The following is a 25,547-nucleotide window of genomic DNA, read 5'->3' as shown; positions in this document are numbered from 1 at the left end:
CGACATTAGCTCAGTTGGTAGAGCGATACCTTGCCAAGGTATAGGTCATCAGTTCGAACCTGATATGTCGCTCCAAACTTCCCAAAAAGTAAATCAACTATATCTTTTCTGGATAGGTCATCAGTTCGAACCATTCTTGTTGAAAATATTAGGTCGCTCCAAACTTCTTTCAGTAATACCTCTTGCAAGAAACCCTCCTTATTTAAAAATTAGCTCAGTTGCGTTTTTAGCATAGTGATACCTTTATTTTGCCAAGGTATAGGTCATCAGTTCGAACCACTCTTTTGAAAATATAAGATCGCTCCAAACTTCCTCTTTGTTTTATCTCAAGTAAACTTTCAAATTAACAATTAGCTCAGTTGTGTTTTTAGCATAGTGATACCTTTATTTTGCCAAGGTATAGGTCATCAGTTCGAACCACTCTTTTTGAAAATCAGGTCGCTCCAAACTTCCCAAAAAGTAAATCAACTATATCTTTTCTGGATATGCCATCAGTTCGAACCACGTTTGTTGAAAATATTAGGTCGCTCCAAACTTCTTTCAGTAATACCTCTTGCAAGAAACCCTCCTTATTTAACAATTAGCTCAGTTGCGTTTTTAGCATAGTGATACCTTTATTTTTCCAAGGTATAGGTCATCAGTTCAAACCATGCTTGTTGAAAATATCAGGTCGCAGCTAATTTCCTTTAGTTATACCCCGAATTAAAAATTTCTTTAGATTTAATGAACACGTAGGCTGGATTTAACAGGTTTAATGTCTGTTTATTTCATATTTGCTAATTTACCTGTCTTTTATATGTAAAATATGAGCTTGCTCAAATATTCCTTGTGATTTTTCAACCATAATAAATACAAGCTTTTACAAACTAATTTATTAGCTGCAAGAGAATGCAGATACCGTGGAGTGTTTATGATACGTATCCAACAACTAAGTGAGTTACTTGAGTTTATTGCTAAGTCACGTTTAGACATGAAACAACTCTATAGCCGATTACAGCGCAATGCTGATTCGACTCGAGTAAAAATGATGTTGGAGTATTTGCAACAACATCAACAACATGTGCATGACAGTATTGAAGATTACATTGATGAAGCACCAACGCGGATGCTGGATACTTGGTACAAAGATATCACTTTCGAAGACTTTAAAAAGCGTTGCGATGACTCAACTCTAGCTGCCAACATGAATGAAGATGATGTACTCGAACTGCATCTTGATTTAGAAAATAGATTAATTGGACTGATAGAAAAGACTGCTAACAGTACTGCAGTTACAGAGATTAAAGAGGCTTTACTAGACTTGGTAAGAGTTGAACGAACTCAACAAAAAAGACTCGTGCATAGTGCATTAAGAATGGAAGATATTTAACAGATATTTTGCCCATTTCTATTTTATGTTAATATTTCCAAATAGAGTCAGCTATTAAGCTGGCTCTATTTTTTTCAGCTGTTTAAATCGGGTAATATTACAGTTAAGCGTATTTAATCTCTGTGAAATGATACTTTTTATATGATTAATCCCTCAAGTGCTGGTAAGTTAACATGACTTCTATAACAAAAAATCTTCAAGACGAACAAGCTACAATTGAATTAGGCATTGATTTGTCGCTCTGGGTTTCAGCGCCTTTGGTGATATATTTAACCGGTGACTTAGGTGCGGGTAAAACGACGTTAAGTCGTGGCCTAATTCAAAGTTTAGGTCACGAAGGTAATGTAAAGAGTCCGACTTATACTCTGGTTGAGCCTTATGAGTTAAAAGATATGGAAGTATTTCACTTTGACTTATATCGTTTACTCGATCCTGAAGAGCTTGAGTACATGGGGATCCGTGATTATTTTACTGAAAAAAGCATCAGTATCGTAGAGTGGCCTGATAGAGGGCATGGTTTACTGCCAGCAGCTGATCTTGCGATTCATTTGAGTTATCAAGGTGAGCAGAGACAAGTTGAAATTACTGGACTGACACCTTCAGGGCAGTTCATCGTCAATAAATTAAAATAATAATGACTTAAGACTTAAGATAAAATGACTCGATTTTTTGCGTTTATATTGTTGCTTAGCTTCTCATATACAGTTGATGCAGCTAATAAATTAGATAGCATCCGCATTTGGGATGCCCCCAATTCTACCCGGGTCGTTTTTGATTTATCGAAAGCGCCATCATATAGTCATTTCTCGCTAACAAACCCTCAGCGTTTGGTTATCGATCTCAAAGATGCTTCCACAAAAGTGAAATTTGATAATTTAGCCAAAGATAGCAAGCTGATTAATAAAGTTCGACTCAGTTCTCCGCCTAAAAAAGGCACCCTACGTTTGGTTTTAGAGTTGGCGTCTCCGGTTAAGGCGAGTTTATTTTCTTTGACACCAACAGCGCCTTACGGCAATCGATTAGTGGTCGATTTAGATAATTCTGCTAACCAGCCAGCAGCTAAAAAGCAAGTGGTGCAAACGAGTAAGCGATCAACTGATGTGATTGTTGCCATTGACGCTGGCCATGGTGGTGAAGATCCTGGCTCTATTGGTCCTAAAGGGACCTTTGAGAAAAAAGTCGTATTAGCTATTTCAAAAAGACTCGAACGCAAGATTAATGAAACGCCCGGTATGAAAGCGGTAATGACCCGAAGTGGTGACTACTTTGTTAACTTGAACCAACGCTCCGAGTTAGCAAGAAATAGCCGAGCGGATTTATTGTTATCTATTCATGCAGACGCATTTACGACACCTCACCCTAAAGGTGCTTCAGTTTGGGTATTGTCTAAACGCCGTGCAAATACTGAAATTGGTCGTGTGTTTGAAGATAAAGAAAAACACTCGGAGCTGTTAGGTGGAGTGGGCGACATTATTCAAAACACTGATAGTGAACAGTACCTTGTGATGACCTTGATTGATATGTCGATGGATCATTCAATGGCGGAAAGCCACAGTATTGCGACTGATATTTTATCAGGCTTAGGTAAAGTGACTAAGCTGCATAAAAATAAACCTGAATCAGCAAGTTTTGCAGTATTAAAATCAACAGATATTCCTTCAATTTTGATTGAAACAGGCTTTATTTCTAATCCAAAAGAAGAGAAACAGTTACTAAATGGCAATCACCAGCAGAAATTAGCCAATGCGATTCACAAAGGGGTGGTGAACTATTTTGAGGCCAACCCGCCTGCAGGTACTGCATTCGCAAAGACAAGTAATGTGAAGCATACGGTAAGAAGCGGTGAATCATTATCTGTGATTGCCCAGCGTTATAAAGTCAGTGTCGCCAGCATCAAGAAAAGTAATAACTTAAAGTCCGATGTATTACGAATAGGCCAAAAGCTGGTCATTCCGAGGGCATAAACTATGGCAATTCAAATTCTACCACCGCAACTTGCCAACCAAATTGCAGCAGGTGAAGTCGTTGAAAGACCAGCATCAGTCGTTAAAGAGCTCGTCGAAAACAGCTTAGATGCTGGAGCGACGCGCGTCGATATCGAGATTGATAAAGGCGGCAGTAAATTAATCCGTATTCGAGATAATGGTAAAGGCATTGCAAAAGATGAACTTGCATTAGCTTTATCACGTCACGCGACATCCAAAGTTCACTCGCTAGATGATCTAGAAGCGATTTTAAGTTTTGGTTTTCGTGGTGAGGCGCTAGCGAGTATTAGCTCTGTTGCGCGCCTGAGTTTAACTTCAAAGCCTGCTGAACAATCAGAAGCTTGGCAGGCAAACGCTGCAGGCTCGCAAATGGATGTAAAAATTACTCCAGCTGCACACCCAAAAGGCTCAACCATCGACGTGGTGGATTTATTTTTTAATACCCCCGCTAGAAGACGTTTTTTAAAAAGTGATAAGACTGAGTTTACCCATATTGATGAGTGGCTTAAACGGATTGCGATTGCTAGAACCGATGTGCATTTTACCCTAACGCATAATGGTAAATTGGTGCGCCAATATCGACCTGCAAATACCGAAATCCAGTATCAGCAACGCTTGGGGCAAATTTGTGGGCGCGGATTTGCTGAGCAAGCGCTGCACTTATCGTGTGAGCATGATGGTCTGACACTATCAGGGTATTTACAGTCTCCAAGTGATACGCATGTTACCGATAGCTGCTACTTTTATGTCAATGGCAGACTAGTGCGAGATAGACTAGTTAACCATGCGGTTAAACAAGCTTTTGGTCGTTTTAATATTCAGCATCAACCTGGGTATGTGTTGATGCTTGAGATTGACCCGCATCAAGTTGACGTTAATGTTCACCCAGCAAAACATGAAGTCAGGTTTCATCAAAACCGTTTAGTTCATGATTTTATACTTCAGGCTTTGCAGTCGGTACTTGAGCAGATTTCTGAATTGGCGATCGGTCCTGAAGGTCACTTTTCAGATAGTGTGAATGTAAATGGGCAAAGTATTACAACTACCGACTCCCATGAATCGTCACATGCTCAGGCAAATAATCCACATCAGAATGGGCGTCATCAGGGGGATTTGTATCGTGGAGAAGGAACTCAAGCGAGTGCATATTTAACCCAAATAGGTGCCAACCATACCGATAGTGATAAGGAATATCAGCCTAGAGAGGTGAGTAATAATCGCTTTGGTAGCATGTCGATACCGGCACAAGGTCATCAATATGGTGGTTCTCAAGGTGGTAATGCCAGGGCCATTGACTCTGCAGAAGTGACACCCACTGCGATAGCAAATTATGGTCAATTACTACAAACCAATAAAGAAAATGCATCGTTAACACAAATTAATGAAGTTAATACTTCAGTTGTTAATACCATGCCGCCTTTATTAGATGGTCAATATTGGGTGATGGCCAAAGAAAGCCAATTACTCTTGCTCGATATATCGCAAGTGTCAGTTATTGTTACAAAAAATGAAATACTTTCTAAAATTAACACTGGTTTAGTGGGGCAGCCTTTGCTGATGCCTGTGTCAATTCAAGCTGATGTGGATTGGAAAGCATTACTGGAAGAACGAGATATATTACTGCGCAGACTAGGATTAACCCTATCAATTCGCTACCAACAGTTGATAATAAAGAATGTGCCCCCATATCTGAGAGACAGCCAGTTAGCTGTATTAATTCCAGAACTATTAAACTGGATTAAATTAGAAACTCCTTCAGATGAAGCATTATCACTGTGGATTGCAAAACACCAAACGCAATCATTTACAGCAGCATCAGAGATTTGGTTTAAATACAGTCAATTAGATAACGAACAGAAATTGAGCCTTGAGTCACAAGCAAAGTCGTTACCATGGAAAACCTGGTTAGAAGAGAATTAATGTGAACCAAGCTAAACAACCTAAAGTATTGTTTTTGATGGGGCCAACGGCCTCAGGCAAGACATCTTTAGCCATTGAAATGGCGCAAAAGCATAACTGTGAAATTATTTCAGTTGATTCTGCGCTGATATATCGTCAAATGGACATTGGTTCAGCTAAACCTAATGCTGATGAGTTAGCATTAGCACCGCATCGTTTAATTGATATATTAGATCCGAGTGAAAGCTATTCGGCTGCAGACTTTAGACGTGATGCACTGATTGAAATAGAACAAATTATTGCTCGTGGTAAGACCCCATTACTTGTCGGTGGCACCATGATGTACTTTAAAGCACTACTTGAAGGGTTATCTCCGCTTCCTGCGGCTGATGACGATATTAGAGCTGAAATAATTAAAGAAGCAGAAGAGTTTGGTTGGGATGTGTTACACCAGCAACTTTGCGAGGTTGACCCTGTAGCGGGTGAGCGAATTCACCCTAATGATCCGCAGCGACTTTCTCGTGCTTTAGAAGTTTTTAGAATAACAGGTAAGACAATGACTGAGTTGACAGCAACTAAGTCAGAGGCGTTACCATATGATGTGGTTCAATTTGCTATTGCACCACTTGATAGAAAAGTATTACATGAATTAATCGCGAAAAGATTTAAACTGATGATGGAACAGGGTTTTATCGAGGAAGTTGAGCGATTAAAATCCCGAGGCGATTTGCATTTAGACATGCCTTCTATGCGCTGCGTTGGTTATAGGCAGTGTTGGCAGTATTTAGATGAAGAATTTGACTATGATACTTTGATAGAAAAAGCCACTGCAGCTACTAGGCAATTAGCTAAACGTCAATTAACATGGTTGAGAAGTTGGCCAGACTTAAATTGGCTTGAAAGTGGAGCCGAAGGAAATTTAGTTACACTTATACGACATTCGAGCTAGATTATTCGCCGTTGCTGTATAATACTCAAACTAAACAATAAAACATTATTCAAAAAATTTATTTTGAAAATAAAAAAAAGGAAATCGAAATGGCTAAGGGGCAATCTTTACAAGACCCATTTTTGAACGCACTGCGTCGTGAACGTGTACCAGTTTCAATCTATTTAGTGAATGGTATTAAGTTGCAAGGACAAGTTGAGTCATTCGACCAATTCGTTATTTTGTTAAAAAATACAGTAAGCCAAATGGTTTACAAACATGCTATTTCGACTGTAGTACCTGCGCGTCCATTTAATGTGACAGCTCAAAGTACTCATACACAGCATGATGAAGCACCTGCATCAGAATAATATTTAAGGAGTTTGCTACTTGTTTGATCGCTATGAAGCGGGTGAAACCGCAGTTCTTGTACATATTGACTTTTCTGATGACGACCGAAGAGAAGACATAACTGAGTTACAATTATTAGTTGAATCAGCAGGAGCTCGCTCTGTTGGTGTTATTACCGGAAGCCGTCGTTCACCTGATCGAAAGTTTTTTGTTGGTACAGGTAAAGTTGAAGAGTTAGCCGCAATGGTGGCAGCTACTGAAGCAAATGTGGTGATTTTTAATCACGCGTTAAGTCCTGCACAAGAAAGAAATTTAGAGCAAATTTGTGAATGCCGAGTATTAGATCGGACAGCACTGATTTTAGATATTTTTGCTCAACGAGCGAGAACGCACGAAGGTAAGTTACAAGTGGAGCTAGCGCAATTGCGCCACATGTCGACTCGCCTTATTCGTGGTTGGACTCACTTGGAGAGACAGAAAGGTGGTATTGGTATGCGAGGACCTGGGGAAACCCAGCTCGAAACCGATAGACGTTTGTTGCGTGGGCGAATTAAGAGTATTAATCGTCGACTTGATAAAGTAGACAAGCAACGTGAACAAAGCCGCCGATCGCGTAAACGCAGTGACTTATCAACTGTGTCATTGGTGGGTTACACCAATGCGGGTAAGTCAACTTTGTTTAATGCGTTAACCGCTTCAGAAGTCTATGCAGCGGATCAGTTATTCGCCACGTTGGATCCAACGTTGCGTAAACTAAATCTACCTGATGGTGCCGTCATTTTAGCGGATACCGTTGGGTTTATTCGTCATTTACCTCATGATTTAGTCGCAGCCTTCAAAGCTACATTGCAAGAAACTCGTCAAGCTGACTTGTTATTGCATGCCATAGACTGTGCTGATGAAAATATGACGGAAAATTTCGAACAAGTGCAAAATGTACTTGAAGAAATTGACGCAGATACTATTCCTCAACTGGTCGTTTGTAATAAAATCGACTTATTGGAAGACTTTGTACCTCGAATCGATTACGACGATGAGGGGATGCCTGAACGAGTTTGGGTATCTGCACAAAAACAAATTGGATTTGAATTGCTATTACAGGCTATCAACGAGTTAATCGGTGAAGTGATTGTAGAGCAAACATTGAAAATACCAGCGACGGCTGGGCATTATCTTGGTCAGTTTTATGGACTGGACGCGATACAGCAGAAAGAGTATGACGATCTGGGGAACTGTATTTTGTCTGTTCGTTTGTCGGAAGCCAATTGGCGCCGATTAACAAAACAGAGTCAAGGCGAATTAGAGACGTTTATCTCTGAATCTTCACTTGAAGATTCAGCAGTAGACGTTACTTGCTAATAACATTTATTTCATCCACTTATGGAGTGCTAAATGGCTTGGAATGAGCCCGGTAACAAGGGAAAAGATAAAGACCCTTGGGGAAACAAAAACGGTAACGATAAAGGCCCACCAGATTTAGACGAAGTATTTCGTAATCTTTCAAAGCGCTTTGGCGGTGGTAAAGGTGGTTCAGGTGGATCGTCAAGTCCTTCATTTAACTCAACCAGCATTATTGTTGTTTTAGTTATTGGTTTGTTGGTTTGGGGGGCTTCAGGTTTTTATACCATTAAAGAAGCTGAACGTGGGGTGACCTTACGTTTCGGTCAACATTCTGGCGAAGTTGGACCTGGTTTACATTGGAAAGCGACTTTTATTGATGAAGTTTTCCCTGTGAACATCAAAGCAGTTCGATCAATTCCATCTTCTGGCAGCATGCTAACATCTGATGAAAACTTGGTTAAAGTTGAATTAGATGTTCAATACCGCGTAGATGATGCTTATTTGTATTTGTTCAGCGCTGTTGATGCCAATGCAAGTTTAAGAGAAGCGACAGATAGTGCTTTACGTTATGTGATTGGACATAACACTATGGATGACATCTTGACCACTGGTCGTGATGCAATTCGTCGTGATACTTGGTCTGAACTAGAACGTATTCTTGAACCATATAAATTAGGTTTATCAATTCAAGACGTCAACTTCTTGCCTGCGCGTCCGCCTGAAGAAGTAAAAGATGCCTTTGATGATGCGATTTCTGCGCAAGAGGATGAGCAACGATTCATTCGTGAAGCTGAAGCTTACGCACGTGAAATTGAACCTAAAGCGCGTGGTCAAGTAGAACGTATGGCTCAAGATGCTAGCGCTTATAAACAGCGTGAAGTGTTAGAAGCTCAAGGTAAAGTAGCGCGTTTTGAACAGTTATTGCCTGAGTATGAAATGGCACCAGAAGTGACTCGTAAGCGTCTTTATTTAGATGCGATGCAAGCAGTCATGGCTGACACGAATAAAGTACTTATTGATACCAAAAACAGTGGTAACTTAATGTATTTGCCTTTAGATAAAATGATGGATAATCAAACTAAACGTGAAGTGGTTGAGCCTGTAGCGGAAACGCATATCAATACTCCTTCAAATAATTCGTTTGGTTCTTCAATGCCGCTTGATGGCCGCCAAACTCGCGAAGCTCGTTCTCGCCAAGGGAGGGACTAACTCATGGGTAGATTTGGACTGATTATTTTAGTCATCCTTTTAGGGATTGGTTTTTCATCTTTGATGGTCGTAAATGAAGGCGAACGTGCCATTGTTTCGCGTTTTGGTGAAATTTTAAAAGATGATGTCAACGGCGAAGCTGTTACTCGTGTGCTTGCACCGGGGATCCATTTTAAAATACCTGCTATCGATAAGGTTAAATACCTTGATGCACGTATTCAAACTCTAGATGGCGCAGCTGACCGTTTCGTGACTTCTGAAAAGAAAGATTTGATGGTTGATTCATACGTTAAATGGCGTATTAACGACTTTGAAACCTTCTACCTTTCAACAGGTGGCGGTAACATCGTAACTGCAGAAGACTTGCTACAACGTAAAATTAACAATGATTTACGTACTGAGTTTGGTCGTCGCACCATTAAAGAAATTGTTTCTGGCAAACGTGATGAACTGCAAAATGATGCTTTAGAAAATGCAGCTGAAAGCTCACAGGATTTGGGTATTGAAGTGGTTGACGTTCGTGTTAAGCAAATCAATTTACCTGCTAACGTGAGTAGCAGTATTTTCCAGCGTATGCGAGCAGAACGTCAAGCTGTTGCTAAAGAGCATCGTGCACAAGGTAAAGAGCAATCTGAAATCATTCGTGCAACGATTGATGCTGATGTAACGGTTAAAGTTGCAGAAGCTGAACGTAAAGCGTTAACTGTTCGAGGTGAAGGTGATGCACTATCTGCTAAAATTTATGCAGATGCGTATAACAAAGATCCTGAATTTTATGGTTTTTTGCGTAGCTTAGAAGCCTACAAAGAAAGTTTTGCTGGCAACAGTGATGTGATGGTTCTAGAACCTGATAGTGACTTCTTTAAGTATATGAAATCAATTGATGGTAAGTAAATTGTCATTTAGTTGATTAAAAACCCGGTTATTACCGGGTTTTTTTATGTCTGCGACTTTTTATATAAACAAATTGAATTTTTTGCACTTTGGCTTAATTAATCAGCTATGACTAATTTAGAAGCAAAGTATTTCATTAAATTTTATTAATTAACAGTAAGTTATAAAATTCACTTCAGCATATATTCTCTAAAAAGTATCAAAATGCTTGGTTGTTTTTTGTGCGCCTTAAAAAAAACATACAATTCCCGCAACTTAGTTGTGTGTTTTACTATGATCTGGTTCTAATTTTTCGCTATAATGAGCCCCGCCTCAAAGTATAGATTTAGCGATTAGTGATTCTAATGTTGCTAAGTTATTAAAATATAAGAATTCCAACACCCTCTGGGAGATAAGTGGATGAGCAATGCGCCAGTCGATACCGGACGCCGCAGATTCCTGACAGCCGCAACCGCCGTAGTTGGTGGAGCTGGTGCCGTCGCTGTAGCGGTGCCTTTTATCAAGTCATGGAATCCGAGCGCTAAAGCGAAAGCTGCAGGTGCACCGGTTGAAGTTAATATTAGTAAAGTAGAACCAGGTCAATTAATTCGTGTTGAATGGCGTGGCAAACCTGTATGGGTTGTACGTCGTACAGATGCAATTCTAAGTGAACTGCCAAAATTAGATGGTCAATTACGCGATCCTGCCTCTGAAGAATTACAACAGCCTGAATATGCAGCTAACCCTGCTCGTTCAATTAAGCCTGAGTTTTTCATTGCTGTAGGTATTTGTACTCACCTAGGTTGTTCACCAACTTATTTGCCTGATTCATTTGGCGAGCAAGTCGAAGGTGTTACGGCTGGATTCTTCTGCCCATGTCATGGTTCTAAGTTTGATATGGCTGGTCGTGTATTCCAAGGTGTACCTGCGCCATTAAACCTTGTTGTACCACCACATCAATATGTTGATGACGGCACGGTACTCATCGGTGTAGACACAGGAGCTGCATAATGGTTAAGAATATCGTTGATTGGATTGATGCTCGCATCCCAATGACGGCGACTTATAATCGTCACGTTGGTCAATATCCAACTCCAAAGAACTTTAACTTCTGGTATTTCTTTGGTTCATTAGCTCTACTTGTTTTAGTTAACCAACTACTGACTGGTATTTGGTTAACCATGAATTACGTGCCAACAGCAGAAGGCGCGTTTGCTTCTGTTGAATACATCATGCGTGATGTTGAATACGGTTGGTTACTTCGTTATATGCACTCCACTGGGGCCTCGGCGTTCTTTGTGGTGGTTTATCTGCATATGTTCCGTGGTCTTATCTACGGTTCTTACCAAAAGCCAAGAGAACTACTTTGGTTATTCGGTATGTTGATTTTCCTAGTGTTAATGGCTGAAGCCTTTATGGGTTACTTGCTTCCTTGGGGACAAATGTCTTACTGGGGCGCACAGGTAATTATCTCTTTGTTTGGTGCAATACCGTTTATTGGTGATGACTTAACATTGTGGATCCGTGGTGACTATGTTGTTTCTGGCGCTACGCTAAACCGCTTCTTCGCATTGCATGTTATTGCTTTGCCATTAGTGCTTGTTGTACTTGTTTTCCTTCACTTAATTGCATTACACGAAGTGGGCTCAAACAACCCAGACGGTGTTGAAGTTAAGAAGAATAAAGATGAAAACGGATGGCCAGTAGACGCTATTCCTTTCCACCCTTATTACACAGTAAAAGACATTATGGGCGTAGCCGGTTTCTTAATCGTGTTCTGTTACGTATTGTTCTTTATGCCTGAAGGTGGCGGTTACTTCCTTGAAAAGCCAAATTTCGAAGCGGCTAACCCAATGAAGACTCCTGAACATATTGCTCCGGTTTGGTATTTCACTCCGTTCTACGCAATCTTACGTGCGATCCCTGACAAGCTATTAGGTGTTGTCGGTATGGGTCTTGCGATTGCGGTATTGTTCGTTCTACCTTGGCTAGATCGCTGTAAAGTGAAGTCTATTCGTTACCGTGGTCTAATCCACAAGATTAACATTGCACAATTTACTGTGTCTTTCTTAATCCTTGGTTACTTAGGTGCTGTACCAGCAACACCAACGTTAACTATTGCAGCTCGTATCTTTACACTTACTTATTTTGGCTTCTTCGTTGCGCTGTGGGTTTACAGTAAAAATGAAAAGACAAAACCGGTTCCTACGAGGGTGACGCACTAATGAAAAAGTTATTAATTGCATTAGTTACATTGTTACCATCACTTGCTATCGCAGCAGGTGGCAGCAATGTTCATTTAGAAAGTGCCAATGTGGACTTACATGATAAAGAGTCGTTAGAACGTGGTTTGAATTTATTTCAGCAATACTGTTCTGGCTGTCACAGTACTCAATATCAACGTTATGGTCGTGTAGCTGAAGATTTAGGTATTTCAGTTGATGACATGCGTACAAAGTACATGTTTACCGATGCTAAAGTTGGTGAGTTGATGGAAAACGCGATTCCACCTGCAGATGCTGCAAAGTGGTTTGGTGGAGCGGCTCCTGACTTAACGCTAGTTGCACGTGTTCGTGGTCAAGACTGGGTTTATTCATACCTTAAAGGTTTTTATAAAGATGAAAGCCGTCCATTTGGTGTGAACAACACAGTATTCCCATTAGTGGGCATGCCTCACGTTCTTGAAGATTTACAGGGTATCCCTGTTAAGCAAGAAGATGGCACTGTTGTGACGACTGGCGGTTCTATGAACGCTGAAGAGTATGACCAAGCCGTTCGCGATATCACTGGTTTCCTTGCATATTCTGCAGATCCAGTAAAATTAGAGCGCGAAGCTTTAGGCTGGTGGGTACTCGGATTCTTGTTTATTTTCTTCATCGTTGCTTATTTGTTGAAGAAAGAATACTGGAAAGATGTGCACTAGACACGAATAACGGGTAAAATACATTATTCGCATACTTTAAACGAGGGGCTTTGCCCCTCGTTTGTTTTGTTTTTTCCGTTTTACTGGAGGGTAACAATGGCTGTAGCTGCCAACAAACGCTCTATCATGACACTTTTTTCTGGTGCCGATGATTTATATAGCCACCAAGTACGTATCGTCTTGGCTGAAAAAGGTGTAACTGTTGATGTATTGCAGGTAGAACCTAGTGAGAAACCTCAAGAGTTATTGGATGTTAATCCATACAACTCAGTACCGACTCTAGTTGATCGTGAATTAGTGCTGTATGAATCTCGTATCATTATGGAATATTTAGATGAGCGTTTTCCTCATCCTCCATTGATGCCTGTATACCCGGTTGCTCGTGGCCAAAGCCGTCTAATGATGCACCGTATTGATACAGACTGGTATGTACTAGTTGATCGTATCCGTAAAGGTGAAAAAGCTGACGCAGCTCGTAAAGAGTTAACTGAAAGCTTAGTTGCTTTAGCGCCAGTATTTGCTGAAATGCCTTACTTCATGAGTGAAGAATTTGGCTTAGCTGATTGTTACTTAGGTCCGTTATTATGGCGTTTACCTGAGTTAGGTATCAACTTAGATGTTCGTACATCTAAAGATATCCATGCTTACATGACACGCATTTTTGAGCGTGAATCATTTAAAGCATCGTTAACTGAGGTTGAGCGCGAAATGCGCATGGGTATGTAATGAAAGCGATTACACCTAACCGTCCATATTTGTTGCGGGCTTACTACGAGTGGTTGATGGATAACCACTTTACCCCACATGTTGTTGTGGATGCATTTGTAAAGGGCACACAGGTACCTCAAGAGTTTGTTAAGGACGGTCAAATCGTGCTTAATATTGCTGGCGGTGCAGTGGGCAACTTACAAATGACCAATGAATTTGTTGAGTTTAATGCTCGATTTGGTGGTGTGCCTCAGCAAGTTGTTTTACCTATGGCTGCAATCGTTGCGATTTATGCGCGCGAAAACGGTGCTGGGACTGTGTTTGATATGGAAGATGCTTATATGCCTGAAGATGAATCGGAAGATTTAGCTCCAGCACCACGCTCTTTCTCTGCAGTTGAAACAACGGATAAAGCTGACGTTACAGAAGAAAAGCCTACAAGCAATTCTGAAAAACCAAAAGGACGTGCACATTTAACCGTCGTCAAGTAACGATGTAATGTGTCAGTTCGGTTCATAAGAAAACCAGTCGCAAATGAGTGACTGGTTTTTTCATTTCTGTCTCACTAAAAATGATTGTTGAAGTAAACTATTAATTTAGTCGAGATAAGATTTTGCCATCCGAGTCAATTTAAACGCGACTTTTAAGCTGCGGTTCTCTAGATTGTCATTGTCAGTTTCTAATTGATAACGTGCGACTATGGCCAAATAGGCACAAAGTTGTTCAGAATCTTGAGCGAGTGCAAGCAAAGCAATTGGCTCGATTAATTGACGATAAGCATGATGATTATGCATGTGTTGTTTTAGATCTAATGGATCCCAATCTACGCAGATGCAATCAGCCACTTGTGATTTAAATTGCTCCGATTTTGTGTGACTGATTTCAGTTTTTGGCAATAATTCCACTAAGCCTGCTAGCAAGTTTTCAACTCCGTCAGCAATATGTTCTTCTGCTGAGGGCTGATCGATGAAACAAAACTCACCTAAACTTAATTTAGCACTCTCAGAGGCGCTTACCTCAATCGACTTTTTACGGCCTTGATGCCAAGCAAAGCTAACTAACGGATAATCGCCTACCGCTGCGTTGTAGTTAACACAAACTAAATGCTCATTTTGAATGTCAGGGAAGCTGTCTTGGGGGTAATGGCCAATTACGACAGGTGTCGATAACTGATGGTGTGGATGGTGTTCAATTAATTCCAGAACAGTATAGTTGAGACACGAAGTCATCATTGCTGATAACGGATGTGTCTCATCAAATGCAGCAGGCCAAAACTGTTGAGACAAAGCATTTTTACCGCCTTTGTCTGAATCAGTGTTTATCGTAGATGTAGACTCTTGAGTTGATAAACATAGATAAGGGTTAAGTTGGCTTATAACGGTTTCGTCCCAACATGCATGTATTGCCCGAATATGATCAAAATCGAGATAAATCGGTAATGCCATAAACCAGTCAATCCACTGGAACAACTGCTCATCACCTTGAGCGAATTCTTTTAAGAATAGCGGTGTTAACTTATTGGTTTCAGTAGAACCATTAGGTAAGTAGGGCGTATCCGTAATGGGGTGATGCTTACTCCATCCTATTGCTTCAAATTCGTTGCTACCCAGCAAGCAAAAAGCATGGCCTTTATCTACTAACTCTTTTACAAATGACAATAATGCAATGTGCTCTATGTTTTCAGCTTCATTTGCAGCAATTAAGTTTCCACAAAACACCAGTTTTACGAATTGAATGCTTGATTCTGGATCTTCAATATCAAAATCAATTTCAGAGAGTAAGTCATTCAATTTATCTAAGCGGCCATAGACATCACCTATGAAATATAAGCTGGTATTGTCGATTTGTTGTTTGTGGCTGTGCATGTTGAAACCCAGAAGACAAATAAAGTAAATTGAGCCGTATTATACCCTAGCAACGAAACGTTACAGCTGAAATAAATCATACAGAGTGCTAAAAATTTAAGTGGGCTACTAAGCTATGATATTATCCGCGGCTTGTACCCTTTGGTTGGTTATCTACAGAGTGACTGTTGATTATTAATCAACTTTATAATGGTTTGAGTTTGGAATCTTTTGCAAACCGATGAGTTCACAAGACCACACTCGTGCAAATTTCACCTTGAAGTTGGGATGTTTAATGCTGTTAATGATTGATAATTATGATTCATTTACCTTTAACTTAGTGCAGTATTTTCAGCGCTTAGGTTATGAAGTCGTGGTTAAAAGAAATGATCAAATTACTCTCAGTGAAATTGAAGCGCTTAATCCAAGTCATTTGATTATTTCGCCTGGTCCGTGTTCTCCAGACGAGTCGGGTATATCACTTGCTGCCATTGCGCATTTTGCGGGTAAAGTACCATTATTGGGCGTGTGCTTAGGTCACCAAGCGATTGCACAGGTATTTGGGGCTAGCGTGATAAAAGCGCAACGGGTTATGCATGGTAAAACGAGCGCAATAACCCATAACGAATTAGGTTTATTTCAGCAATTAAATCAGCCGTTAACTGTCACGCGTTACCATTCTCTGCTAGTTGAATCTTTGCCTGAATCGTTTCAATTAGATGCCTGGTTTGATGATCCCATTCATGGACGAGAAATCATGGCAATGAGTCATAAAAGTTTGCCAATTTATGGTGTGCAATTTCATCCAGAAGCGATATTAACTGAGCAAGGTCATGAACTATTGAATAATTTTCTGACTCGATGCTAACTTCTGTTACAACTTAAGCGATAAATCCCCACAAACATTGTCATTATTTGTGATATAAAAGGCCAATAATAAAAGTACTTGCCAAACTTTTTAACGTTTAGGCGAGAATATATCATTCATCTTTGATGACAAGGGATTTAATATGACCAGGCTACTGCGAAATGCCGCATTGAGTGCGCTTTCTCTCGCAATAATTTCAGGTTGCAGCGCTACAGCAAGCAACAATGACTCTTCGACCGTATCTAATCAATCAGCCAGTGTGGTAGTGCCATTCGCTATGCCACCGCAAGCTGAGCAAGCATTGACCTTGAATCAAATTATGGCTAATCCTGATTGGATGGGATTGTTAGCTAAGAATGCTTATTGGTCTGACGATAGCCAGTCAGTTTATTTTAGTCGCCAAGAGCATCAATCTGCGATTGCGGATGTATACCAACAAGGCATCAATCAGTCTCAAGCTACGATTCTTAAACTTAACCAGTTGCATTTAGCAGATCAAAAACGTGGTGTGTTTAATACTGACAAGTCTCAAAAAGCCTATATTTACAAAGGCAATATCTTTGTTAAACAACTTAACTCCGGTGAGATTAAACAATTAACTCGTCAAAATAATGCGATTGATGACGTTAAGTTTTTAAACTCAGGCGATCTTGCTTATATGCAAGGTAACAGTGTGTTCAAATTACATTTAGACACAGGTATGACTGAGCAACTTGTTGATATTCAAATGGCTAAAGCGCCTGCGGACGTTAAAGATCCTGAGTCATATATTGCTAAACAGCAACACCGCCTAATTGCTTATGTTGCACTACAGCATGACAAGAATAAATCTCGAGCAGAATACGCAGAAGAATTAGCAGCACAAGATCCGACGTTTGCACCTAAAACCTGGTACTTAGGTGACAGTGAAACTGTCGATGAAATGAGTTTATCTGCTGATGGTCGTTATCTTGTTGTCGCTTTATCAGATAAAAATTATAGCTGGCGAGCTGAACATGACATCATGCCTAACTACCTAGGCAAAGATGGTTATGTAGACGCTGTACCTGCAAGAGCAAGAGTGGCAGAAGACAACTATCCAGGCGAAAGGTTAGTATTACTCGACTTAGTTGAGCATGTAAAAAAAGATATCACGATTGAAGGTTTAACTGGCTTTGATGAAGATGTATTGGCATCAGTTAAAGCAGAAAATGCTAAAGCCAAAGGCGAAAGTTACACAAGTAAGCCTGAGCCGCGTGTTCTGCAGTTAATGCAAGACTGGGGCTGGGGTCAAAGTGCCATTCAATGGCATGACACTGACAATAAATTGCTTGTAATGATGGAAGCCCATGATAACAAAGATCGTTGGATCGCAAGTGTCGATCTACAGTCTGGCAAGCTTGAGACTGAACATCGTTTACATGATGATGCTTGGATTAACTATACTTTTAACCAGTTTGGTTGGGTGACCGGTGAAGATAAGTTTTATTACTTGTCTGAAGAGTCTGGATTCTCTCAGTTATATGTCAAAGCAGATGGTAAAACTACTGCTTTAACTAAAGGCGAGTATGTCGTTGATCAAGTAACATTATCACCAGATGCAAGCCATTTATATTACCGTGCGAATAAAGACCATCCTGGCACCTATAATGTCTACCGTGTAGAGATTGCAACTGGTAAGACTGAACAATTAACCGAGTGGACAGGCACTTTAGATTACAAACTAAGCCCAGACGGTCAATCATTGTTACTGACAGCTTCTACAGCTGTAAACCCAGATGAGCTATACATACAGCCAATAGGTGGCGAGCTTAAGCAATTAACTCAATACACCAGCAAAGCATTTAGCCAATACGCATGGCAAGCGCCGCAAGTAGTAAAAGTTCCTTCAACTCATGGTGCTAAAGATATTTATGCCAGAGTGTATTTGCCTCAAGGGTACGATGCTGCTAATGCTGATAAATACCCTGCGGTCATCTTTAATCATGGTGCTGGTTATTTACAAAATGCCCATAATGGTTTCTCTGGTTACTTCCGTGAGTTTATGTTCCATAACCTGCTGACACAGCAAGGTTATGTGGTAATGGACATGGATTATCGTGGTTCTAAGGGTTACGGGCGTGACTGGCGCACCGCTGTGTACCGTAATATGGGACACCCTGAAGTTGAAGATTTAAAAGACGGTGTTAGCTGGATGGCAAAACACACCAATGTCGATACTGCTAAAGTGGGTACCTATGGTGGTTCTTACGGCGGGTTCTTAACCTTCATGGCATTATTTAATGAGCCAGAGTTATTCCAAGCTGGCGCAGCATTACGTCCAGTGACGGACTGGGCACATTATAATGCACCTTACACTTCGAATATTCTTAATACGCCAGATGTCGACCCTATCGCTTATGAGCGCAGCTCGCCAATTGAGCATGCTCAAGGTTTAGAAAAGCCGCTGCTGATCATGAGTGGTGTGCTGGATGATAATGTTTTCTTCCAAGACAGTGTACGTTTAGTACAACGTTTAATTGAACTTGAAAAACCAATGTTTGAGACGGCGATTTACCCAGTTGAACCGCATGGCTTTAGACAACCATCAAGTTGGTTAGATGAATACCGTCGTATATACAAACTATTTGAGCAAGAGCTTAAGTAAATATTGAAAATTAGCACTTTATGCCATGCATGAAGCGCTTCACCTTAAAAGGGCTTCCTATTGGAAGCCTTTTTTATGTCTTTCTTTTTTGATTATTACGCTCAATTGATACATAAAGCGGCCGATATCCTTTATTATCACCAACATGTATCAAGGTTAAAGGTTTGCAGTAGTGGCAGTGTCGGTAGCAGGTGGAGTCAGACCAGGAAAAGTCATCGAAGTTGAAAATCGATTATATAAACAACTTATTGTAGGGAAAGAAAAGCTGACCCAGCAGTTTGATGATCGCGATAAACAGCTTGAGGATGATGCCAATAAATTAGAAGTCGAGCGTAAAGCCATTAAGGCGCGCATGGAAGAGCAAGCAAAAGCTCAGCATGTGCTTAAGCGTATTTCTGAGCAGCTGACCATCACAGTGATGAATGCCCTAGAGCATCAAATTAGCTCACCTAAACAAATGCTGGAACAATCTGGTCTAGCTGAGTCACAAGTCTTACTACTTGATTTACTATTGAATAAAGACCCTGATCTTCGTCGTATCCGCCCCTTAGTCGAAAACATCTCCTGGTTGTATACCGATTTAGTCAATTTAATTAATAGCCCAGCATCAAGCCATAGAAGACCTCAGCGATCAGAAGTTAAAGTCACTGATATTAAGTTAGTCCTTAATTATATTGGCATTGAAAACTTACAAGCGGTAATACCTTACTTTTGCCTACGTAACTGGTTGCCTTCTGGTAATGCCAATCTAGTCTGGACCACCAGAAAGCTATGGCGATATAGCATGATGACTGCAATTGCAGCCAAAGCCCTAGCAGTATTGCATGAGAAAGATGCGGCACTGGTTTACAGCGCGTCGCTCATGAAGCAATTAGGCAGTGCGACTATCTTGAATGCTAGCGCAAGGCAGTTTGAGAAAACCTGGGGCACTTGGCTGCGAGAAACGAGTGCTAAAGGAGATAAGAATCTCTACGATGCTGTGATGGCATCTGAGTTTCCTGCAAATGAAGTATTTAGCAAGGTAATGTCTCATGGTGAGCAGTTAAATTGGCAAATGCTGGATTTACTTGAATTTGAAAACAGTAAGCTGACAAAAATACTAAAAGAGCTCGATTTTAATTACCACTTTAGCGAGTTCTCTGCTGAAAGTGCCATCGTCGCGAAAGCGAGTTGCTTCGCTAAAGTGTTATTGTTAGAAGAATCTCGCCTAATTGATCCGCAAGAAAAGCGTGTGATGTTTGATTATTATGAATTTACTGAGCAGGAACTTATCAGGCTGAAAGGGCAAAACTACCGCAAATTGGATTTAGTGTAATCACAGTAATGGGACTGTGATTGACTAAATTGACTTGTCTAATTATGCATATTTGATGAATAGCTAAGTAAATCGAGTTCAAATAACTTTTTTTATGACTATTTATGCTCAAATTTAGCAATATAAGTACTTTGTATGCGCATTTTTATCACTCTTTATTCACTAATCATTTCAGTAATGAATAGTTAACAGCTAAAAACTGGTATTTTGATCACATTTTAGCTAATAATGACCTTCAAGTTAGACAAGCAACCGCTGCGATACTAAACCAAAACCAATACAGACAGCGGACTAGAGTGATTTTTAAATCACTTAATAACCAAAGGACGAAAAGTAATGAGCGTTGAAATGAACTTAACACGTGCCCAATTTGATGAAGTTATGGTGCCTAATTATGCGCCTGCAGCAGTAATTCCTGTTCGCGGTGAAGGTAGCCGAGTTTGGGATCAACAAGGTAACGAGTTTATTGACTTTGCTGGTGGTATTGCAGTGAACTGTTTAGGTCATTGTCATCCAGCTCTAGTTGGCGCGCTTAAAGAACAAGGCGAAAAACTTTGGCATCTTTCAAATGTAATGACTAACGAACCAGCACTTGAATTGGCGACTAAGTTAGTTAATGCCACTTTTGCTGAACGTGTTTATTTTGCTAACTCGGGCGCAGAAGCTAACGAAGCTGCGCTGAAACTAGCTCGTCGTTACGCACTAGAAAATCACGGCCCACAAAAAGATCAAATCATTGCATTTGATAAAGCCTTCCACGGTCGTACTTTCTTTACTGTTACTGTTGGTGGCCAAGCGGCTTATTCTGATGGTTTCGGTCCTAAGCCACAAAGTGTTACTCACGTACCATTCAATGATATTGCTGCACTTGAAGCAGTCATCTCAGATAATACATGTGCCATTATGCTTGAGCCGCTTCAAGGCGAAGGCGGAATTATCAATGGTGACCCAGAATTCCTTAAAGCGGTTCGTGCTTTAGCTGATAAGCATGACGCATTAGTTATTTTTGATGAAGTACAAACAGGTGTTGGCCGTACTGGTGAGCTATTCGCATACATGGGCACAGATATCGTACCTGATATTTTAACCAGTGCTAAAGCATTAGGTGGCGGTTTCCCAATCGCAGCAATGCTGACTACTGCTAAAATTGCAGCACATTTAAAAATTGGTACTCACGGTTCTACTTATGGTGGTAACCCACTAGCGTGTGCTATTGGTAACGCTGTAATGGATGTCGTTAATACACCTGAAGTACTTAACGGTGTTAAGCATCGCGAGCAATTATTCCGTGATGGTTTAGCGGCAATTAATGCTAAATATAATGTATTTGAAGAAGTACGCGGCCAAGGCATGTTGTTAGGTGCTGTACTGAATGAACAATACGCTGGTCGTAGTCGTGACTTCCTTGTTGCGTCAGTTGCTGAAGGTTTAATGAGCCTGATTGCTGGTGCTAACGTAGTGCGTTTTGCTCCTTCTCTTGTGATCCCAGAAGCCGATATTGCTGAAGGTTTAGCGCGTTTTGAACGTGCTGTAGCTAAAGTAGTTGCAGGTTAATTGATAAAATTGCGCAACCATTGGGTTGCGCTTTTTTGTTTGGGTAACCAATGAGGTTAAGTATTTAAGCCTGAAGGCATAAATACTGGCTTTATAGGTGTTATTTTAGGAGAGTTTGATGCTAATCATTCGACCAATTCGCGCCAGTGATTACGATGCTCTATACAAGGTAGCTGTTGAGTCAGGACATGGGTTTACATCTCTGCCTGTCAACGAAGAGCTATTGCGATCGAAAATCGCTCGTGCAGAAGCCTCTTTTTCCAAGCAAGTTGAAAAGCCTTTTGATGAAGGTTATTTGATGGTGCTTGAAGATCTGAAAACCAATGAAGTTGTCGGTACCTGTGGTATCGAAGCCGCTGTTGGAATGGAAGATGCCTTTTATCATTACCGTTTAGGTACTGAAGTTTATCATTCAAAACAAATCTCAGTTCGTAATGAAGTTGAAACCCTGACCTTGTGCCATGACTACACTGGTGCGGCAGAGTTGTGTACTTTATTTTTGAATAAAGATTATCGTCGTGGCTATAACGGCCGCATGCTGTCACGTTCACGCTTCTTATTTTTAGCGCAACATGAGCAACGTTTTGGCAGCACGGTCATTGCCGAAATGCGTGGCGTTAGCGATGAAAAGGGCGACTCGCCTTTTTATGAATGGTTACAAGATCATTTCCTCGGTATCGATTTTGTTGAAGCTGATTATCTCTCAGGTTTAGGTAAGAAAGCCTTTATGGCTGAAATGATGCCGCGAAGTCCAATTCATGTGTGCCTTTTACCTAAAAAAGCGCAAAAAGTGATCGGTGAAGTGCATCGCAACACTAAGCCTGCATTGAAGTTGCTTCAAGCTGAAGGCTTTAAATTTAGAAACTACGTCGATATTTTTGATGGTGGCCCAACTGTAGAGTGTGCATTAAATGATATTCGCTCAGTTCAGCTGAGCAGAGAGCTCACAGTAACCATCGGCAAAATGCCTCATGCAGACCACCAATACATTATTGCCAATACTTTGTTAGCGGATTATCGCGCGACAGCGGCAAAAGTGAAGGTGTCGGATAAGCATGACAAGGTAACGCTCAGCCCAGAGTTGGCTGAAGCATTGAAAGTGGCTAATGGCGATAACATTCGCGTACTAGAACTTTAGGACAGAACAAATGACACAATTTATTAAAGGCCAATGGTCTAATGGCGAAGGCCATGAAGTAACATCAGTTAACCCAGCTAACGGTGAGGTTATCTGGAGTGGTAAAACTGCAACTGCAGCTCAAGTGAATACTGCGATTGATGCTGCTCGTGCAGCACAATTTGATTGGTTTATGCTGGGTTATGAAGCGCGTTTAGCTATCGTTGAAGCATACCGCAGTGAACTTGAAGCACATAAAGCTGAGCTTGCTGAAGTGATTGCACAAGAAACCGGTAAGCCGCAGTGGGAAACGGCAACAGAAGTTGGCGCGATGATAGGTAAAATTGGCCTATCAGCAGCAGCTCACGATAAACGTACTGGTACAGAAACCAACGATATTCCAGCTGGACGTGCAGTATTGCGTCACAAGCCTCACGGTGTTGTTGCGGTATTTGGTCCTTATAACTTCCCAGGTCACTTACCTAATGGCCATATTGTTCCTGCATTGCTTGCTGGTAACACTGTGGTATTTAAGCCGTCTGAACTGACTCCGAAAGTGGCAGAAGAAATGCTGAAGCTTTGGGATAAAGCAGGATTGCCACAAGGGGTGATTAACCTTGTTCAAGGTGAGCTTGAAACGGGCAAGGCATTAGCGTCTCATCCACAAATCGACGGTTTGTTCTTTACGGGCAGTTCGCGTACGGGTCATTTACTGCATCAACAATATGCAGGTCACCCAGGCAAAATTTTAGCACTTGAAATGGGCGGTAATAACCCATTAATCATCAAAGATGTTCAAGATACTAAAGCCGCTGTTCACGATATTATTCAGTCAGCGTATATCTCTTCAGGTCAACGTTGTACTTGTGCTCGTCGTCTTTATATCGAGCAAGGCAGCGCGGGTGACGCATTAATTGAGCAACTTATTGCTGCCATTAAGCAAATTAAAGTCGGTAGCTGGAATGCACAGCCACAACCATTTATGGGTTCTATGATTTCTGAGGGCGCAGCTAAAGGTATGGTTGCTGCACAAGCAGAATTACAAGCGCTTGGTGGTCAATCTTTAGTTGAGTTAACGCATGTTGAAGCGGGTACTGGCTTAGTGTCTCCTGGTTTAATTGATGTCACTGAGATTGCTGAATTACCAGATGAAGAATACTTTGGTCCATTACTGCAACTTGTTAGATACCAAGATTTTGACAATGCGATTGATATGGCGAATAACACGCGTTATGGCTTATCTGCAGGTATCTTAGCTGACAGCCGTGAAGATTATGATTACTTCTTAGCGCGCATTCGTGCAGGTATCGTTAATTGGAATAAGCAAATCACGGGTGCTTCAGGTTCAGCCCCATTTGGTGGCGTTGGCGCTTCTGGTAATCATCGTGCAAGCGCATTTTATGCTGCTGATTACTGTGCTTACCCTGTAGCTTCAGTGGAAGCAGACAGTGTTAGCTTGCCAGCAAACTTAAGCCCAGGGCTTTCAATTTAAAATAACAATAAAGCTGCTAAGGCAATGACTAGGGCCTGCTAATCTTTTCTGGTTGAATTTTGTTCGAGTTAAAAACGTTTTAATTGAGGCGAATGGATTGATGCCTAGTCACCTAAGCAAAAGCCATTCAACAAAGAGTAAAATGTTTTTAGCCGAACCCTTCGGGCAGCGTTTGTTGGCCACTTTTACTGCGTTATTGACTTTTTATGTAGAATAACTACACCTCAAAGTCTCTGCCTTGTACAAATGGCCAAAAATTCGCTGCAAAAGCAACCTTGAAAGATCAACAGGCCCTTACTCATTGCCTTTTTTATAAAGAAGGATTTTATTATGCATACCGACGTAAACGCTTTGTTCGCTGCATTATGGCAAGACTATATCAACATGACGCCATCAGCGGATAGTATTCATAAGTTACTCAGTAACGGCGAGCCGATCATTAATGATCATATTGCTTTGAGAACCTTTAACATTGCTAAAGTTAACTTATCAGTGCTTGCCGAACATTTCGAGTCCATTGGTTATGTGGCTTGTGGTGATTACAACTTTGAGCAAAAGAAATTAATCGCCAAACACTTTGAGCATCCTGATGCTAATCAACCAAAAGTCTTTATCTCTGAGCTATTAGTTGAAGAGTTTAGCCCTGAAGCGCAAGCCATTATTCATGGTTTAATTGACCAAGTGGATGAGAGCGCAACTAAAGCGGATAATTTCCTTTATTCTGGTCGTCATTGGAATGTGGATCTTGCAAGCTACAAAACACTATTAGCTGAAAGTGAATACGCAGCTTGGGTTGCCGCTATTGGCTATCGCGCAAACCATTTCACAGTATCAATCAATGCGCTGCCAGAGTTTGAACGTATTGAGTCAGTCAATGAAGCATTGAAAAGTGCCGGCTTTAAATTGAACACTTCAGGCGGTGAAGTGAAAGGTTCAGCGGAAGTTTTGTTAGAGCAATCTTCGACGATGGCTGACAGAATGATGGTTACTTTTGCGGATGGTGAATTAGAAATCCCAACCTGTTTTTATGAGTTTGCTCGCCGATACCCAATGACGGATGGCAATTTGTATACTGGCTTTGTTGCGGCTTCTGCCGATAAAATTTTTGAAAGCACTAACGCTGCAGGCTAAAGTTTTGGTTTATT

At 40.9% G+C, this 25,547-nt stretch carries 23 protein-coding genes; 22 read left to right on the top strand and 1 reads right to left on the bottom strand.

The features are described 5' to 3' along the window. From Q4600_RS09550 to Q4600_RS09480, 15 genes are all read left to right on the top strand, one after another. On the top strand, window positions 1-235 hold a 235-nt coding region (locus Q4600_RS09550; protein ID WP_303515691.1), incomplete at its 5' end, for a hypothetical protein. 678 nt (window positions 236-913) lie between these two features. Next, window positions 914-1,369 carry a hypothetical protein gene (locus Q4600_RS09545; RefSeq protein WP_229371226.1) on the top strand — a complete coding sequence of 152 codons (456 nt, stop codon included), beginning with the start codon at window positions 914-916 and terminating at the stop codon, window positions 1,367-1,369. 173 nt (window positions 1,370-1,542) lie between these two features. Then, on the top strand, window positions 1,543-2,001 hold the full coding sequence (gene tsaE, locus Q4600_RS09540) for a tRNA (adenosine(37)-N6)-threonylcarbamoyltransferase complex ATPase subunit type 1 TsaE (RefSeq protein ID WP_303515689.1): 459 nt from the start codon (window positions 1,543-1,545) through the stop codon (window positions 1,999-2,001). 24 nt (window positions 2,002-2,025) lie between these two features. Continuing rightward, a complete protein-coding gene (locus tag Q4600_RS09535; RefSeq protein ID WP_102529198.1) occupies window positions 2,026-3,333 on the top strand; it encodes an N-acetylmuramoyl-L-alanine amidase in 1,308 nt (435 codons plus the stop codon). A 3-nt stretch (window positions 3,334-3,336) separates the two neighbouring features. Next, window positions 3,337-5,274, top strand: a complete 1,938-nt coding sequence (mutL, locus tag Q4600_RS09530; protein WP_303515687.1) for a DNA mismatch repair endonuclease MutL — start codon at window positions 3,337-3,339, stop codon at window positions 5,272-5,274. Between the two features lies 1 nt (window position 5,275). Further along, complete coding sequence (miaA, locus tag Q4600_RS09525; RefSeq protein WP_102529200.1) at window positions 5,276-6,202, top strand: tRNA (adenosine(37)-N6)-dimethylallyltransferase MiaA; 927 nt, start codon at window positions 5,276-5,278, stop codon at window positions 6,200-6,202. Between the two features lie 89 nt (window positions 6,203-6,291). Continuing rightward, the gene (gene hfq / locus Q4600_RS09520) at window positions 6,292-6,552 is read left to right on the top strand and encodes an RNA chaperone Hfq (protein ID WP_102529201.1); all 261 of its coding nucleotides are present in this window, start codon (window positions 6,292-6,294) and stop codon (window positions 6,550-6,552) included. A gap of 19 nt (window positions 6,553-6,571) precedes the next feature. Continuing rightward, entirely contained in the window at window positions 6,572-7,891 is a 1,320-nt protein-coding gene (hflX, locus tag Q4600_RS09515) for a ribosome rescue GTPase HflX (RefSeq protein ID WP_102529202.1), read from the top strand. Window positions 7,892-7,924: 33 nt separating this feature from the next. After that, window positions 7,925-9,082 (top strand): FtsH protease activity modulator HflK, encoded by a 1,158-nt coding sequence (gene hflK, locus Q4600_RS09510; protein WP_102529203.1) that lies wholly within the window; start codon window positions 7,925-7,927, stop codon window positions 9,080-9,082. Between the two features lie 3 nt (window positions 9,083-9,085). Then, window positions 9,086-9,976: a protease modulator HflC gene (gene hflC / locus Q4600_RS09505; RefSeq protein ID WP_102529204.1), complete on the top strand. Its 891-nt coding sequence runs from the start codon at window positions 9,086-9,088 to the stop codon at window positions 9,974-9,976. Window positions 9,977-10,375: 399 nt separating this feature from the next. Further along, window positions 10,376-10,966 (top strand): ubiquinol-cytochrome c reductase iron-sulfur subunit, encoded by a 591-nt coding sequence (gene petA / locus Q4600_RS09500; RefSeq protein WP_055024958.1) that lies wholly within the window; start codon window positions 10,376-10,378, stop codon window positions 10,964-10,966. Beyond that, window positions 10,966-12,180, top strand: a complete 1,215-nt coding sequence (locus Q4600_RS09495) for a cytochrome bc complex cytochrome b subunit (protein WP_055024957.1) — start codon at window positions 10,966-10,968, stop codon at window positions 12,178-12,180. Before petA ends, Q4600_RS09495 begins: the two co-directional genes overlap by 1 nt. Further along, on the top strand, window positions 12,180-12,878 hold the full coding sequence (locus Q4600_RS09490; RefSeq protein WP_303515674.1) for a cytochrome c1: 699 nt from the start codon (window positions 12,180-12,182) through the stop codon (window positions 12,876-12,878). The genes Q4600_RS09495 and Q4600_RS09490 overlap by 1 nt, the downstream gene beginning before the upstream one ends. 96 nt (window positions 12,879-12,974) lie before the next feature. Then, window positions 12,975-13,604, top strand: a complete 630-nt coding sequence (gene sspA / locus Q4600_RS09485; RefSeq protein WP_102529207.1) for a stringent starvation protein SspA — start codon at window positions 12,975-12,977, stop codon at window positions 13,602-13,604. Continuing rightward, window positions 13,604-14,077 (top strand): ClpXP protease specificity-enhancing factor, encoded by a 474-nt coding sequence (locus Q4600_RS09480; protein WP_102529208.1) that lies wholly within the window; start codon window positions 13,604-13,606, stop codon window positions 14,075-14,077. Before sspA ends, Q4600_RS09480 begins: the two co-directional genes overlap by 1 nt. 105 nt (window positions 14,078-14,182) lie before the next feature. Here the strand turns inward: Q4600_RS09480 and Q4600_RS09475 are convergent, their stop codons facing one another. After that, window positions 14,183-15,451 carry a hypothetical protein gene (locus Q4600_RS09475; protein WP_303515671.1) on the bottom strand — a complete coding sequence of 423 codons (1,269 nt, stop codon included), beginning with the start codon at window positions 15,449-15,451 and terminating at the stop codon, window positions 14,183-14,185. A 274-nt stretch (window positions 15,452-15,725) separates the two neighbouring features. On the opposite strand from Q4600_RS09475, the gene Q4600_RS09470 reads away from it, so the two are divergent. The 7 genes from Q4600_RS09470 to Q4600_RS09440 all read left to right on the top strand — a co-directional run bounded on the left by Q4600_RS09470 (window position 15,726) and on the right by Q4600_RS09440 (window position 25,533). Continuing rightward, window positions 15,726-16,298, top strand: a complete 573-nt coding sequence (locus Q4600_RS09470) for an aminodeoxychorismate/anthranilate synthase component II (protein ID WP_303515668.1) — start codon at window positions 15,726-15,728, stop codon at window positions 16,296-16,298. 142 nt (window positions 16,299-16,440) lie between these two features. Continuing rightward, the gene (locus Q4600_RS09465) at window positions 16,441-18,924 is read left to right on the top strand and encodes a prolyl oligopeptidase family serine peptidase (RefSeq protein WP_303515666.1); all 2,484 of its coding nucleotides are present in this window, start codon (window positions 16,441-16,443) and stop codon (window positions 18,922-18,924) included. A 172-nt stretch (window positions 18,925-19,096) separates the two neighbouring features. Then, on the top strand, window positions 19,097-20,239 hold the full coding sequence (locus tag Q4600_RS09460; protein WP_229371158.1) for an HDOD domain-containing protein: 1,143 nt from the start codon (window positions 19,097-19,099) through the stop codon (window positions 20,237-20,239). Window positions 20,240-20,575: 336 nt separating this feature from the next. Continuing rightward, window positions 20,576-21,793 (top strand): aspartate aminotransferase family protein, encoded by a 1,218-nt coding sequence (locus Q4600_RS09455; RefSeq protein WP_102529213.1) that lies wholly within the window; start codon window positions 20,576-20,578, stop codon window positions 21,791-21,793. Window positions 21,794-21,911: 118 nt separating this feature from the next. Then, window positions 21,912-22,931, top strand: a complete 1,020-nt coding sequence (gene astA, locus Q4600_RS09450; protein ID WP_102529214.1) for an arginine N-succinyltransferase — start codon at window positions 21,912-21,914, stop codon at window positions 22,929-22,931. 10 nt (window positions 22,932-22,941) lie between these two features. Continuing rightward, on the top strand, window positions 22,942-24,402 hold the full coding sequence (gene astD, locus Q4600_RS09445; RefSeq protein WP_229371160.1) for a succinylglutamate-semialdehyde dehydrogenase: 1,461 nt from the start codon (window positions 22,942-22,944) through the stop codon (window positions 24,400-24,402). A gap of 330 nt (window positions 24,403-24,732) precedes the next feature. Beyond that, window positions 24,733-25,533, top strand: coding sequence for a DUF1338 domain-containing protein (locus Q4600_RS09440; RefSeq protein ID WP_303515659.1), 801 nt, complete (start codon window positions 24,733-24,735; stop codon window positions 25,531-25,533). Window positions 25,534-25,547: the final 14 nt, after the last annotated feature.

It is taken from the genome of Shewanella sp. 2_MG-2023 (assembly GCF_030548905.1).
GTDB classification, from domain to species: Bacteria; Pseudomonadota; Gammaproteobacteria; order Enterobacterales; family Shewanellaceae; genus Shewanella; species Shewanella electrodiphila.
Note: the sequence above shows the minus strand (reverse complement) of the source record. Positions and strands in the feature narration are given on the sequence as shown.